The 13,312-nt window shown below is 69.0% G+C and carries 16 protein-coding genes; 15 read left to right on the top strand and 1 reads right to left on the bottom strand.

The window, feature by feature from the left end; translation table 11 throughout:
* Window positions 1–186 precede the first annotated feature (186 nt).
* From nifH to K206_RS0108975, 13 genes are all read left to right on the top strand, one after another.
* Entirely contained in the window at window positions 187–1,068 is an 882-nt protein-coding gene (gene nifH / locus K206_RS0109035; RefSeq protein WP_020202091.1) for a nitrogenase iron protein, read from the top strand.
* A gap of 66 nt (window positions 1,069–1,134) precedes the next feature.
* Window positions 1,135–2,598: a nitrogenase molybdenum-iron protein alpha chain gene (gene nifD, locus K206_RS0109030; protein WP_020202090.1), complete on the top strand. Its 1,464-nt coding sequence runs from the start codon at window positions 1,135–1,137 to the stop codon at window positions 2,596–2,598.
* Between the two features lie 68 nt (window positions 2,599–2,666).
* A complete protein-coding gene (gene nifK, locus K206_RS0109025) occupies window positions 2,667–4,226 on the top strand; it encodes a nitrogenase molybdenum-iron protein subunit beta (RefSeq protein ID WP_020202089.1) in 1,560 nt (519 codons plus the stop codon).
* Window positions 4,227–4,241: 15 nt separating this feature from the next.
* Window positions 4,242–4,562: a hypothetical protein gene (locus tag K206_RS0109020; RefSeq protein ID WP_020202088.1), complete on the top strand. Its 321-nt coding sequence runs from the start codon at window positions 4,242–4,244 to the stop codon at window positions 4,560–4,562.
* A gap of 34 nt (window positions 4,563–4,596) precedes the next feature.
* Entirely contained in the window at window positions 4,597–5,076 is a 480-nt protein-coding gene (locus tag K206_RS0109015; protein WP_020202087.1) for a hypothetical protein, read from the top strand.
* Window positions 5,077–5,085: 9 nt separating this feature from the next.
* On the top strand, window positions 5,086–5,937 hold the full coding sequence (locus K206_RS37845) for a hypothetical protein (RefSeq protein WP_020202086.1): 852 nt from the start codon (window positions 5,086–5,088) through the stop codon (window positions 5,935–5,937).
* A 179-nt stretch (window positions 5,938–6,116) separates the two neighbouring features.
* Window positions 6,117–7,592, top strand: a complete 1,476-nt coding sequence (gene nifE, locus K206_RS0109005; RefSeq protein WP_020202085.1) for a nitrogenase iron-molybdenum cofactor biosynthesis protein NifE — start codon at window positions 6,117–6,119, stop codon at window positions 7,590–7,592.
* A 29-nt stretch (window positions 7,593–7,621) separates the two neighbouring features.
* Entirely contained in the window at window positions 7,622–9,013 is a 1,392-nt protein-coding gene (nifN, locus tag K206_RS0109000) for a nitrogenase iron-molybdenum cofactor biosynthesis protein NifN (RefSeq protein WP_020202084.1), read from the top strand.
* Window positions 9,014–9,071: 58 nt separating this feature from the next.
* A complete protein-coding gene (gene nifX / locus K206_RS0108995; protein WP_020202083.1) occupies window positions 9,072–9,485 on the top strand; it encodes a nitrogen fixation protein NifX in 414 nt (137 codons plus the stop codon).
* Window positions 9,478–9,978 carry a NifX-associated nitrogen fixation protein gene (locus K206_RS0108990; RefSeq protein ID WP_020202082.1) on the top strand — a complete coding sequence of 167 codons (501 nt, stop codon included), beginning with the start codon at window positions 9,478–9,480 and terminating at the stop codon, window positions 9,976–9,978. Before nifX ends, K206_RS0108990 begins: the two co-directional genes overlap by 8 nt.
* A 36-nt stretch (window positions 9,979–10,014) precedes the next feature.
* Window positions 10,015–10,212: a CCE_0567 family metalloprotein gene (locus K206_RS0108985; RefSeq protein ID WP_020202081.1), complete on the top strand. Its 198-nt coding sequence runs from the start codon at window positions 10,015–10,017 to the stop codon at window positions 10,210–10,212.
* Window positions 10,213–10,254: 42 nt separating this feature from the next.
* Entirely contained in the window at window positions 10,255–10,566 is a 312-nt protein-coding gene (gene fdxB, locus K206_RS0108980; RefSeq protein ID WP_020202080.1) for a ferredoxin III, nif-specific, read from the top strand.
* A gap of 14 nt (window positions 10,567–10,580) precedes the next feature.
* A complete protein-coding gene (locus K206_RS0108975) occupies window positions 10,581–11,150 on the top strand; it encodes a nitrogen fixation protein NifQ (protein WP_020202079.1) in 570 nt (189 codons plus the stop codon).
* Here K206_RS0108975 and K206_RS42740 read toward each other — a convergent pair.
* A complete protein-coding gene (locus K206_RS42740; RefSeq protein ID WP_155888008.1) occupies window positions 11,123–11,455 on the bottom strand; it encodes a hypothetical protein in 333 nt (110 codons plus the stop codon). The genes K206_RS0108975 and K206_RS42740 overlap by 28 nt on opposite strands.
* Here K206_RS42740 and K206_RS44275 point away from each other — a divergent pair.
* Window positions 11,445–12,014, top strand: coding sequence for a hypothetical protein (locus K206_RS44275; protein ID WP_020202078.1), 570 nt, complete (start codon window positions 11,445–11,447; stop codon window positions 12,012–12,014). The two genes, K206_RS42740 and K206_RS44275, sit on opposite strands and share 11 nt — an antisense overlap.
* Window positions 12,015–12,250: 236 nt before the next feature.
* Window positions 12,251–13,291: an alpha/beta fold hydrolase gene (locus K206_RS0108965; RefSeq protein WP_020202077.1), complete on the top strand. Its 1,041-nt coding sequence runs from the start codon at window positions 12,251–12,253 to the stop codon at window positions 13,289–13,291.
* Window positions 13,292–13,312: the final 21 nt, after the last annotated feature.

The following is a 13,312-nucleotide window of genomic DNA, read 5'->3' as shown; positions in this document are numbered from 1 at the left end:
ATTCGGGACGCATCCGGCGGGGCGCCGCGCGCGCATGGCATGGAAGCTGCTGTTGAGGGCTTGCGCGGACACTGGTCCGGCCGGGGCGTGACTCGACAGAATAAGACCCATACAGGCACGACAGGCTGACATGGTCGCGGCTACGCAACCTTGGTATCAATCCTTCTTCCTGATTGGAGAACTGCAATGTCTCAACTTCGGCAAATCGCCTTCTACGGCAAAGGCGGCATCGGCAAGTCGACCACCTCGCAGAACACGCTGGCGGCGCTGACCGATCTCGGCCAGAAGATCCTGATCGTCGGCTGCGATCCCAAGGCGGACTCGACCCGCCTGATCCTGCACGCGAAGGCGCAGGACACCATCCTCTCGCTGGCCGCCGAGGCCGGCTCGGTGGAAGACCTCGAACTCGAGGACGTGATGAAGATCGGCTACAAGGACATCCGCTGCGTGGAGTCCGGCGGTCCGGAGCCGGGCGTCGGCTGCGCCGGGCGCGGCGTCATCACCTCGATCAACTTCCTCGAGGAGAACGGCGCCTACGACGGCGTGGACTACGTCTCGTACGACGTGCTCGGCGACGTGGTGTGCGGCGGCTTCGCCATGCCGATCCGCGAGAACAAGGCGCAGGAGATCTACATCGTGATGTCGGGCGAGATGATGGCCATGTACGCGGCCAACAATATCTCGAAGGGCATCCTGAAGTACGCCAACAGCGGCGGCGTGCGCCTGGGCGGGCTGGTGTGCAACGAGCGCCAGACCGACAAGGAGCTCGAGCTGGCCGAGGCGCTGGCGAAGATGCTGGGCTCCAGGCTGATCCACTTCGTGCCGCGCGACAACATCGTGCAGCACGCCGAGCTGCGCCGCATGACGGTGCTCGAGTTCGCGCCGGACTCCAAGCAGGCCGGCGAGTACCGCCAGCTCGCCACCAAGATCCACAACAACGCCGGCAACGGCACCATCCCGACCCCGATCACGATGGACCAGCTCGAAGACCTGCTGATGGAGCACGGGATCATGAAGGCCGTCGACGAATCGCAGGTCGGCAAGTCGGCCCAGGAACTGGTCGCGTAACGACCCGCGCGGCGGGCCGCGCAGGCGGCCCGCCCGGCAATCTCAATCTACTTACGGAGTATTTCCATGAGCGCCACCGTTGAAGAGCGCAAGGCCGCGAACAAGGCCCTGATCGACGAAGTGCTGAAGGCCTATCCCGAAAAGATGGCCAAGCGGCGCGCCAAGCATTTGGGCACCTTCGAGGACGGCAAGCCCGACTGTGGCGTCAAATCCAACATCAAGTCGCTGCCCGGCGTGATGACCATCCGCGGCTGCGCCTATGCCGGCTCCAAGGGTGTGGTGTGGGGCCCGATCAAGGACATGATCCACATCAGCCACGGCCCGGTGGGCTGCGGCCAGTATTCGTGGGCCGCGCGCCGCAACTACTACATCGGCACCACCGGCATCGACACCTTCGTGACGATGCAGTTCACCTCCGACTTCCAGGAAAAGGACATCGTCTTCGGCGGCGACAAGAAGCTCGACAAGATCATCGACGAGATCCAGGAACTGTTCCCGCTGAACAAGGGCATCTCGATCCAGAGCGAATGCCCGATCGGCCTGATCGGCGACGACATCGAGGCGGTCTCCAAGCGCAAGAGCAAGCAGTATGAAGGCCACACCATCGTGCCGGTGCGCTGCGAGGGCTTCCGCGGCGTGAGCCAGTCGCTGGGCCACCACCTGGCCAACGACGCCATCCGCGACTGGGTGTTCGACAAGGCCGACCCCGACAAGCGCCCGGACTTCGTCTCCACACCCTACGACGTGGCCATCATCGGCGACTACAACATCGGCGGCGACGCCTGGTCCAGCCGCATCCTGCTCGAGGAGATCGGCCTGCGCGTGATCGCGCAGTGGTCGGGCGACGGCTCGATCGCCGAGCTGGAGAACACGCCGCGGGCCAAGCTCAACGTGCTGCACTGCTACCGCTCGATGAACTACATCAGCCGGCACATGGAGGAGAAGTACGGCATTCCCTGGGTGGAATACAACTTCTTCGGCCCGACCATGATCGAGAAGAGCCTGCGCGAGATCGCCAGCCACTTCGACGACACCATCAAGGCCAACGCCGAGAAGGTGATCGCCAAGTACCGGCCGCTGATGGACGCGGTGCTCGCCAAGTTCAAGCCGCGCCTGCAGGGCAAGAAGGTGATGCTGTTCGTCGGCGGGCTGCGCCCGCGCCACGTGATCGGGGCCTACGAGGACCTCGGCATGGAGGTGGTCGGCACCGGCTACGAGTTCGGCCACAACGACGACTACCAGCGCACCACGCACTACGTGAAGGACGGCACGCTGATCTACGACGACGTGACCGGCTACGAGTTCGAAAAGTTCGTCGAGCAGGTCCAGCCCGACCTGGTCGGCTCGGGCATCAAGGAAAAGTACGTGTTCCAGAAGATGGGCGTGCCGTTCCGCCAGATGCACAGCTGGGACTACTCGGGCCCGTACCACGGCTACGACGGCTTCGCCATCTTCGCGCGCGACATGGACATGGCGATCTCCAGCCCGGTGTGGGGCCTGGCCAAGGCGCCCTGGAAAAAAGCCGCCTGAGCCTGCGCGGCCGGCGCCCGCCGGCCGCGCGCGCCGCATCCACAGCAACCGCATATCAGGAGTACCCCATGCCGCAATCCGCAGACAAGATCCTCGACCACGAACTGCTGTTCCGCGAGCCGGAATACCAGGAGATCTTCCGCACCAAGAAGGAAAACTTCGAGTTCAACCACGCCGACGAGACCGTCAAGCAGATCGTCGAGTGGACCAAGACCGAGGACTACAAGCAGAAGAATTTCGCGCGCGACTCGCTCACCGTCAATCCCGCCAAGGCCTGCCAGCCGCTCGGCGCGGTCTACGTGGCCAACGGCTTTCACAAGACGCTGAGCTTCGTGCACGGCTCGCAGGGCTGCGTGGCCTACTACCGCTCGCATTTCTCGCGCCATTTCAAGGAGCCCACCTCGTGCGTGAGCTCCTCGATGACCGAGGACGCCGCCGTGTTCGGCGGCATGAACAACATGATCGACGGCCTGGCCAACGCCTACAGCCTGTACAAGCCCGAGATGATCGCGGTCTCCACCACCTGCATGGCCGAGGTGATCGGCGACGACCTCGACGCCTTCATCAAGAACAGCAAGCAGAAGGGCAGCGTGCCGGAGGACTACGACGTGCCGTTCGCGCATACGCCGGCCTTCGTCGGCAGCCACGTCACCGGCTACGACAACGCGCTGCTCGGCATCCTCAAGCATTTCTGGGACGGCAAGGCCGGCACCACCGCGCCGCTCGCGCGCGTGCCCGACGAGAGCGTCAACTTCATCGGCGGCTTCGACGGCTACGTGGTCGGCAACATGAAGGAGATCCGCCGCATCTTCGAACTGTTCGGCGTGCAGGTCAACGTGATCTGCGACCCGTCGGAGACCTGGAACACCCCGACCGACGGCGAGTTCCGCATGTACGAAGGCGGCACCACCAAGGAAGAGGTCGAGCGCGCGCTGCACGCCAAGGCCACCTTCGTGTTCCAGGAATACTGCTGCGAGAAGACCAGCAAGTTCATCGCCGAGCACGGCCAGGAAGTGGTGGTGCTGAACGCGCCGGTCGGCGTGGCCGGCACCGACCATTTCCTGATGGAGATCGCGCGCGTGACCGGCAAGCCGATCCCGGCGCAACTGGAAAAGGAGCGCGGCCAGCTGGTCGACGCGATGGCCGACAGCCAGGCCCACCTGCACGGCAAGCGCTTCGCGCTGTACGGCGACCCCGACCAGATGCTGGGCTACACGCAGTTCCTGCTGGAGCTCGGCGCCGAGCCGGCCCACGTGCTGGCGACCAACGGCAACGAGGCCTGGGCCGCCAAGGTGCAGGCGCTGTTCGACGCCTCGCCCTATGGCGCCGGCTGCAAGGCCTACCCCAAGCGCGACCTGTGGCACCTGCGCTCGCTGCTGTTTACCGAGCCGGTGGATTTCCTGATCGGCAACACCTACGGCAAGTACCTCGAGCGCGACACCAAGACGCCGCTGGTGCGCATGGTGTTCCCGATCTTCGACCGCCACCACTACCACCGCTACCCCACCTGGGGCTACGACGGCGCGCTGCGGATCCTGGTCACGCTGCTCGACGAGTTCTTCGAGACGCTCGATGCCAACACCATCGTCGCCGCGCAGACCGACTACAGCTACGACATCATTCGCTGAGGCAGGGAGGCCGTCATGGCAGACACGGTGCTGGTCAAGCTCACGCAGGACGGCCGCAAGGTCGAGGTGATCGACGGCTGGGTCTGCCTGGCCGGCGCGCGCGAGGCCGACCGCCTGGTGCCGGTGCTCGAGCACCCGAACCGGCAGGGCATCGCCCGCGCGGTGCCGGGCGCCACGCACATGGCCGGCCGCGTGCCGCTGACGCACGCGGAAGCCGCCATCGCGCAGGGCGCGCTGGCGGCCGCGCAGCGCGCGTTCGACGCCAGCCCGTCCGGCATCGCGCAGCGCATCCGCCGCGCGATCTGGACCAAGACCGCGGCCGAAGGGGTGGAGTAGGGCGGGGCAGGGTAAACAGCATTGGGAGCGTGCCGTGATCTATGTGGTCGAACTGCCGGCCGGCGGCGTGCCGCGGGCCTGGTTTGCCTACGACGACGAGGACTTCGCCCGCAAGGTGGCGGCGTCCGATCCGTTGTCGCGCCGGGAAATCCATGACCAGACCACGGCGCGCGCGCTGCTCGCGCTGCTGGGCCACCAGCCCGGCGAGCCGGCGCGCGCGCAATACCCGGCGATCAGCGCGCTCGGCGCCGAGCATGGCTGGGACACGCCGCTCTATCGCGCCGACCACCTGCTCGGGCGCGGCGTGTTCCGGCGCGAGCCGGTGAGCGAGCGCGCGGCGCTGGCGGCGGCGCTGGACGCGCGCGGCGGCGCCTGCATCTACTGGAACGAGCGCGACGCGGTCGGCGCCTTCGAGGGCGCCGACCCGCGCCTGGCCGGCGCGCCGAACTGGCGCGCGCGGCGCGCGCTGCACGCGCAACTGGTGGCGCTCGACGTGCTGGCCGACGACAACTGAGCGCGCGCCGTGGCCACCATCACCGCGCAGGACCTGATCCGGCTGGCGCTGCTGGCGGCGCAGAGCGAGGCCGCCACGCTCGGCGTGGCGGAGCAGGCGCTGATGGTGAGCGCGGTGCAGATGGACGCCATCGAGCGGCTCACGCCCGCGCAGCGCGGCCAGGTGCTCGCGCGCGCGCTGATGGCGCCGTATCCGCTGGGCTTCTTCGCGGCCATGCGCGGCTGCGCCGGGCTCAAGCGCCTGCTGCCCGAGCTCGACGCGCTGTTCGGCGTGCCGCACGGCGCCGACGGGCCGGAGCCGCTCGACGTCGGCGAGCACCAGTTGCGCGCGCTGGCCCAGGCCGCGCGCCGCAACGCGCCGCTGGCGGTGCGCCTGGCGGCGCTGCTGCACAAGATCGGCATGGGCCGCACGCCGCCGGCGGTGTGGCCGAGCCATCCCGGGCACGGCGCGCGCGGCATGATCCTGCTGGCCGCGCTGGCGCGGCGCATCGCGCTGCCCGCCGACGCGCTCGACCTGACGCTGCTGGCGGTGGCCGAGTGCGACCGCGTGCATCGCGCGTGCGACCTGCGCGCCGGCGCCATCGCCGCGCTGCTCGAGCGCGTGGAGGCCGAGGCGCGGCCCGAGCGCTTCGAGCAGCTGCTGGCCGTGTGCTGCTGCGACTACGCCGCCTACCCGGGCCACGCCGAAGCCGTCTACCAGCGCGCGCCGAGCCTGCGCCGCGCGCTGGCCGCCTATCTCGCCGTGCGCGAGCCCGCACAGCCGGACGCGCTGCTGGAAGCGCGCGCGCGGGCCATCGCGCAGGCGGGGATTGGTGCCGGGGTCGGCACGGGCACTGGCGCCGAAAACGCGGACCGGCGCTGAGCGCGCGCCGCCGGCGCTGTGTCGCGAATGCTTTGTCGCAATCCATTCAAACGCGCCAAGACACCAGTGCCGGCGCGTGTCTTCCTGACTGTCATGTGGCCGCTGCGTCGGTTTTGTGGCGCTTTGCGCGTGGTACGGAAATTGCCAGTGCAAGGGTACGTACCGGCAAGGAGCCCGTCATGTCAGTTTCGCTGAAAGCCAAGATCGCCGAAGTGTTCGACGAGCCCGGTTGCGACAAGAACCAGGGCAAGAGCGAGAAAGAGCGCAAGAAGGGCTGCACCAAGCAGCTCTCGCCCGGCGCGGCCGCGGGCGGCTGCGCGTTCGACGGCGCCAAGATCGCGCTGCAGCCGGTGGTGGACGTGGCCCACCTCGTGCACGGGCCGATCGCCTGCGAGGGCAACGCCTGGGACAACCGCCACGCGGCGTCGTCCGGCTCGCAGCTCTACCGCACCGGCTTCACCACCGACATCAACGAGCTCGACGTGATCTACGGCGGCGAGAAGCGCCTGTTCCGCAGCGTGCGCGAGATCATCGAGAAATACGACCCGCCGGCGGTGTTCGTCTACCAGACCTGCGTCACCGCGCTGATCGGCGACGACATCGAGGCGGTGTGCAAGCGCGCCAGCGAGAAGTTCGGCAAGCCGGTGATCCCGGTCAACGCGCCGGGCTTCGCCGGGCCCAAGAACCTCGGCAACAAGCTTGGCGGCGAGGCCATCCTGGACTACGTGATCGGCACGCGCGAGCCCGACTACACCACGCCCTACGACATCAACATCATCGGCGAGTACAACCTGTCCGGCGAGCTGTGGCAGACCAAGCCGCTGCTCGACGCGCTGGGCATCCGCATCCTGTCGTGCATCTCGGGTGACGGCCGCTACAGCGAGATCGCCGGCGCGCACCGCGCCAGGGTCAACATGATGGTGTGCTCGAAGTCGATGATCAACATCGCCACCAAGATGCAGCAGCGCTACGGCATCCCTTACTTCGAGGGCTCGTTCTACGGCATCGGCGACATGAGCGACACGCTGCGGCAGATCGCCGCGCTGCTGGTGCGCCAGGGCGCGCCCGACGACCTGCTGGCGCGCACCGAGCGGCTGATCGCGTCGGAGGAGGCGCGCGCCTGGCAGCGCATCGCGCGGTACCGGGAGCGCCTGGCCGGCAAGCGCGTGCTGCTCATCACCGGCGGCGTGAAGTCGTGGTCGGTGGTGGCGGCGCTGCAGGAGGCGGGGCTGGAGATCGTCGGCACCAGCATCAAGAAGAGCACCGCCGAGGACAAGCAGAAGATCAAGGAGATCATGGGCGACGACGCGCACATGATCGACGACATGACGCCGCGCGAGATGTACAACATGCTCCGCGAGGCGCGCGCCGACATCATGCTCTCGGGCGGGCGCTCGCAGTTCGTCGCGCTCAAGGCGCGCATGCCGTGGCTGGACATCAACCAGGAGCGCCACCATCCGTACGCCGGCTACGAGGGCATCGTCGAGCTGGTGCACGAGATCGACCGCGCGATCCACAACCCGGTGTGGCAGCAGGTGCGCATCCCGGCGCCGTGGGGCGACGACGGCGAGACCCTGGGCGCGCTGCCCGGCGCTCGACCGGTCCCGCAATCTGCCCCGCAATTTGCTCCACAACCCGCCGCCGTGCCGGCCTGAAGGCCGCGCCGCCACCGCCAGGAGCCAGCATGGCCCAAGTCGTCGAATCCCGCAAAGCCTGCGCGGTCAATCCGCTCAAGATGAGCCAGCCGCTCGGGGCGAGCTTCGCCTTCCTCGGGCTCGATGCCTGCATGCCGGTGATGCACGGCTCGCAGGGCTGCACCTCGTTCGGGCTGGTGCTGCTGGTGCGCCATTTCAAGGAGGCGATCCCGCTGCAGACCACGGCGATGAACGAAGTCACCACCATCCTGGGCGGCTACGAGAACATCGAGGCGGCGCTGCTCAACATCCGCAAGCGCGCCGCGCCGCGCATCATCGCCATCTGCTCCACGGGCCTGACCGAGACCAAGGGCGACGATGTGGAGGGCTACCTGGTCACGGCGCGCCAGCGCAAGCCGGAGCTGGCCGACACCGAGATCGTCTACGTCTCCACGCCCGACTACGTGGGCGCGTTCGAGGATGGCTACAAGCACGCCGTCACCGCGGTGGTGCGCGCGCTGGTCAGGCCGCTGCCGGTCGCGGCCGGGCAGGTCACGCTGCTGCCGGGCAGCCATTTGTCGCCGGGCGACATCGACGAGCTGCGCGAGATCGTCGAGGCGTTCGGCCTGGAGGCCATCGTGCTGCCCGACATCTCCGGCTCGCTGGACGGGCACATCGCGCCCGACTGGCGCGGCACCACGCTGGGCGGCACCACGCTCGCGCAGATCCGCGCGGCCGGCGCCTCGGCCTTCACCATCGGCGTGGGCGAGCAGACCCGCGAGGCGGCCGAGGCGCTGCAATCGATCGCGGGCACCGGGTTCGAGATCTTCCCGCGGCTGACCGGGCTGGAGGCCAACGACCGCCTGCTGGAGCGGCTCGCGCAACTCTCGGGGCGGCCGGTGCCGGCCAGGTACCGGCGCCAGCGCAGCCAGTTGCTCGACGCCATGCTCGACGGCCATTTCTACACCGGCGGCATCAAGGTCGCCATCGGCGCCGAGCCCGACCTGCTGCTGGCGCTCGGCGGCCTGCTGCACGAGATGGGCGCCGAGCTGTGCTGCTGCGTCAGCACCACGCAGTCGGCGGCGCACGCGCTGCTGCCGGCGCAGCAGGTGGTGCTCGGCGACCTGGAGGACATGGAGCGCGCCGCCGCCGGCTGCGACCTGCTCATCACGCATTCGCACGGCCGGCAGATGGCCGCGCGCCTGGGCAAGCCGCTGCTGCGCGCGGGCTTTCCGCTGTTCGACCGCGTCGGCAACGCGCATCGCCGCCAGGTCGGCTACCGCGGCACCATGAACCTGATCTTCGAGGTCGCCAACCTGATGATCGAGCAGATCGCGCACCATCACCCGGGCGACTGGCCGCTGCCGCAGGCGGCGCTCGACCTCGCCGCGCGCGACCCGGCGCGCGCGGTGGACATTCCGGTCGTCGCCGCCGGCGCGTGAGTGGATACCCGAGCGGATCCCTGAACGGCTACCCGATCCACACCAAGGAGCACTGAGCATGAAGATAGCGTTCGCCACCCAGGACAAGCAGTACGTCGATGCGCACTTCGGCTGGGCCAAGAGCATCGTCACCTACGACGTCACGCCGCACGGCTACCGCTTCGTCGAGTCGTTCGACTTCGGCGGCAAGCTGGAGGAAGACGGCGACGAGGACAAGCTCGCGCCAAAGCTGGACGCCATCAAGGACTGCGCCATCCTCTACGTGGCCGCCATCGGCGGCTCCGGCGCGGCGCGCGTGGTGGCGCTGAAGATCCACCCGATCAAGGTGCCGCAGCCCGAGGGCATCGAGGACATCCTCGGCCGGCTGCAGCAGGTGCTCAAGGGCACGCCGCCGCCGTGGCTGCGCAAGGCGCTGGCCAAGGACGGCGAGCGTGCCCACGATTTCGAAGACGACGAGGTATCTCATGGCTGACGCCAGCATCGAAGCGCCCACCGCCAATCCTGCCGCCACCGCCGACGCGGCGCTGCTCGCCACGCCGTTCGTGCAGCAGCTGGTCAAGCAGCTGCGCGCGCAGGACACCCACGGCGCGTGGGACGGCAAGAGCGACATGCAGTTGCTCAAGCCCTACATCCTGACCCCCGAGGAGCGCCGCGCGATTCCGCTGATGGGCGACCCCGACCCCGAGACGCTGTGGCGGCTGGAAATCTTCTACAGCGCCATCGCCGTGGCCATCGAGCGCCAGACCGGCCAGATGGTCTCGCCGATGATGAAGATGAGCCACGAGGGCTTCGGCCGCCTGGTGCTGCTGGCTGGCCGGCTGGTGGTGGTCAACAAGCAGTTGCGCGACGTGCACCGCTTCGGTTTCCCGTCGCTGGAGAAGCTGGCCGACGCCGGCGGCAGGTTCCTCGACGAGGCGATCGGCATGATCGAGGCCTATCCGGCCGTGGCCCGCTACGGCGCCTGAAGGCGGAACGAAAGGAACGAGAGGAACGAGACCACCATGAGCACCGAAGCCGACGAACTCAAGGCGCGCCTGAAGAAACTCAACGCGCAGGCCACGCAGGCCAAGATGGACCTGCACGACCTGTCCGAGGAGCTGCCCACCAACTGGGAGCAGATCCTCGCCGTGGCGCAGCGCTGCCACGACGCCCACGCCGCGCTGATGGCGGCGCGCAAGGCCGCGGCGGCGGCGGCCTGAGCCACGCGCCCGCCCACGGAGAACGGAGAACGGAGAACCGCCATGAGCGACATGTTCAGCGTCACCCTGCCCAGCGGCGCCATCTGGACGCCGACCTTCGTCGCCGCGCTCGACGAGGAAAAATGCATCGGCTGCGGCCGCTGCTTCCGGGTCTGTCCGCGCGGCGTGCTCGAGCTGGTCGGCCTGGACGAGGACGGCGAGCACATCGCGCTGGCCGGCGACGACGACGAGGACGACGAGTACGAGAAGAAAGTCATGACCATCGCGCACAAGGAGCTGTGCATCGGCTGCACGGCGTGCGCGAAGATCTGCCCGAAGAAGTGCTACACGCACGCCGCCGCCGCCGCGTTGTGAGCGAGGAGCCGGTCATGGACTATCGGGCGGTGTTGATGGCATGCGCGGCGGACCGGGACGATCCCACCGCGCTGGCGCTGGCCGGCGTGCTGTCGGCCGGCTTCGCGCGCGGCGGCACCGGCCTGCTGCCGCTGCCGGGGCTCGATGCCGGCCAGACGCGCCGGCTGCTGGCGCGCTGGTTTCCGGGCGCGGACCTGGCGCTGGGGCTGGCCTGGGACGCGCTGGCCGGCGCCAGCCGCGCCGGGGCGCGCCTGGACGAGTTCGACGACCTGGTGGCGCTGCTCAACGCGCACGCCGATCCCGCCGCCGGGCCCGCCGAGGAAGCCAACCAGGTGGCCCATGCGCTGGCCTGCGCCAGCCTCGGCGATAACCACCTGTGGCAGGACCTGCTGCTGCCGTCGCGGCGCGAGCTGTCCGCGCTGATCGGCCGCTGGTTCCCGCGGCTCGCGGCGAAGAACACGCACGACATGAAGTGGAAGAAGTTCTTCTACAAGCAATTGTGCGAGCAGGAGGAGATCTTCCTGTGCAAGGCGCCGAGCTGCGGCGTGTGTTCCGATTACGCCATGTGCTTCGGAGCCGAGTAGCGGACGCGGCTCACCCGACCTGTCACGCCGCGATGGCGACGCTTGCGCGCGCGCAGGCCGTCGTTTTTCTGGCCACGGCATGGAAATTGCGTTGGCATGTCTACCGTTATATACGGCAATATATAACCAGCCATAACCGACACAAGAGCCAGCACCATAGCCGACAAACCGGACCACAATCCCGACACGCTCATGGATCCGCACCACCGCGCCGCGCCCGCATCGCCTTCCCCGACATCGCCGACATCGCCGACATTGCCGTCATCGACATCATCGCCGTCCGGCGCCCGCTGGGTGCCGTGCACGCGGGCCTGCTACCTGACGCTGCACTGGCCGGTCTCCGAGGCGCAGCCGGGCCGGCGCGAGGCGCCGGCGGGCTGCCTGCCGGTCCTGCCGCAGCCGCCGCACCGCCTGCTGGCGATCTGCGAGGAAAGCGGCCTGCGCGAGCTGGTGATGCATCACATGCGGCGGCTGCGGCTCACGCCGCTGTTCGCGCGCGCCGGCAACTGCTTCGAGTGCGTGGCCTCGCGCGTGGCCGACTTCGTGGTCGAGTCGTGCGGCGGGCCGCTGTACTACAGCCAGCACCACGCGCACCTGCAGGCCGGCGCCGGCCTGCCGCTGCTGCTCGACGAGGAAGGGCGCGAGCTGTGGCTGGTGCAGCTCTGGCACGCCTTCGACGATGCCGGTTTCCCGCCCGCGCTGCGCGCCGATTTCTGGGGCTGGGCCGAGCCGCTGTCGGTGCACCTGCTGGCGCCGCAGGCGCGCCACGCCGGCCTCACGCGCTATCCCTACGACACCGTGCGCAGCTGGTTCCCGGCGCCGCCGCCCGACGCGCGCGGCGAGGCCCGTCCCGGGCGCGGCTGACGGCCGCCGCGAAGCACCGCAGCGGGGAATGCCGCGCCATGCGCGCGCGCGGGCGCTCGGGAACCCCGCGGGCAGTAGCGGCTCCAAGGTGGCGGAGCCGCCACCGGCCGCGCTGCAGCCGCGGCGGCTTTCCGCTACGATGCCGTTGCCGCGGCGGCGCGGCCCGATCCGGTAGCCGCACCGCCCGTCCGCTGCCTGCCCGTTTTTTCCCCCTTTCTTCGCCAGGATTTCCTGTCATGCGTCTGTCACGCCAATTCCTGCTTCCCCTGCTGGGCACGGCGGCTATCGCCGCCGCCGCGCCCGCGCTCGCCGCCGACGAAGGCCCGGCCTACGGCCCCGAGCTGCAGGGCTTCGACTACCCCGCGCCGGTCCGGCAATACGACTTCACCTCGCAGGGCGAGGCCATGCACATGGCCTACATGGACATCCGGCCGGCGCATCCCAACGGGCGCACCGCGGTGCTGCTGCACGGCAAGAACTTCTGCGCGGCGACCTGGGAGGGCAGCATCAAGGCGCTCGGCGCCGCGGGCTACCGCGTGGTGGCGCCGGACCAGATCGGCTTCTGCAAGTCCAGCAAGCCGGCGCGCTACCAGTACACGTTCCAGCAGCTGGCGCGCAACACGCACGCGCTGCTGGAATCGATCGGCGTCAAGGAGGCGGTGGTGATCGGACACTCCACCGGCGGCATGCTGGCGATACGCTACGCGCTGATGTATCCGCAGCAGACCGCGCAGCTCGCGCTGGTCAACCCGATCGGGCTGGAAGACTGGAAGGCCAAGGGCGTGCCCTCGCTGTCGGTCGACCAGTGGTATGCGCGCGAGCTGGCCACCAGCGCCGACAAGATCCGCAGCTACGAGCAGGCCACCTATTACTCGGGCACGTGGCGCCAGGACTACGAGCCGTGGGTGCAGATGCTGGCCGGCCTGAACCGCGGCCCGGGCAAGCAGCAGGTGGCGTGGAATTCGGCGCTGATCTACGACATGATCTTCACCCAGCCGGTGGTCTACGAGCTGGGCGCGCTGAAGACGCCGACGCTGCTGCTGATCGGCGACAAGGACACCACCGCCATCGCCAAGGACGTCGCGCCGCCCGACGTGCGCGCCAGGGTCGGCAACTACCCCGAGCTGGCCCGGCAGACGCTCGCGGCGCTGCCCAACGCGAAGCTGGTGGAATTCCCCGAGATGGGCCACGCGCCGCAGATGCAGGACCCGCAGGCCTTCCACAAGGCGCTGCTCGACGGCCTCGCCGCGCTGCCGGCGCCGCCGGCGAACCGCTGAGGCCGGCCGCCGCCGGCGCGC

Source organism: Cupriavidus sp. WS (assembly GCF_000395345.1).
GTDB lineage: Bacteria > Pseudomonadota > Gammaproteobacteria > Burkholderiales > Burkholderiaceae > Cupriavidus > Cupriavidus basilensis_B.
This window is presented reverse-complemented; position numbering and strand designations above follow the sequence as displayed.

What these genes read in the sequence shown, in the direction of transcription:
- fdxB (WP_020202080.1), top strand. Translation starts at nt 10,255, where the DNA reads ATGAGCGACATGTTCAGCGTCACCCTGCCCAGCGGCGCCATCTGGACG.
- K206_RS0108985 (WP_020202081.1), top strand. Translation starts at nt 10,015, where the DNA reads ATGAGCACCGAAGCCGACGAACTCAAGGCGCGCCTGAAGAAACTCAAC.
- nifN (WP_020202084.1), top strand. Translation starts at nt 7,622, where the DNA reads ATGGCCCAAGTCGTCGAATCCCGCAAAGCCTGCGCGGTCAATCCGCTC.
- K206_RS0108975 (WP_020202079.1), top strand. Translation starts at nt 10,581, where the DNA reads ATGGACTATCGGGCGGTGTTGATGGCATGCGCGGCGGACCGGGACGAT.
- nifX (WP_020202083.1), top strand. Translation starts at nt 9,072, where the DNA reads ATGAAGATAGCGTTCGCCACCCAGGACAAGCAGTACGTCGATGCGCAC.
- nifD (WP_020202090.1), top strand. Translation starts at nt 1,135, where the DNA reads ATGAGCGCCACCGTTGAAGAGCGCAAGGCCGCGAACAAGGCCCTGATC.
- K206_RS0109020 (WP_020202088.1), top strand. Translation starts at nt 4,242, where the DNA reads ATGGCAGACACGGTGCTGGTCAAGCTCACGCAGGACGGCCGCAAGGTC.
- nifE (WP_020202085.1), top strand. Translation starts at nt 6,117, where the DNA reads ATGTCAGTTTCGCTGAAAGCCAAGATCGCCGAAGTGTTCGACGAGCCC.
- K206_RS0108965 (WP_020202077.1), top strand. Translation starts at nt 12,251, where the DNA reads ATGCGTCTGTCACGCCAATTCCTGCTTCCCCTGCTGGGCACGGCGGCT.
- nifK (WP_020202089.1), top strand. Translation starts at nt 2,667, where the DNA reads ATGCCGCAATCCGCAGACAAGATCCTCGACCACGAACTGCTGTTCCGC.
- nifH (WP_020202091.1), top strand. Translation starts at nt 187, where the DNA reads ATGTCTCAACTTCGGCAAATCGCCTTCTACGGCAAAGGCGGCATCGGC.
- K206_RS0108990 (WP_020202082.1), top strand. Translation starts at nt 9,478, where the DNA reads ATGGCTGACGCCAGCATCGAAGCGCCCACCGCCAATCCTGCCGCCACC.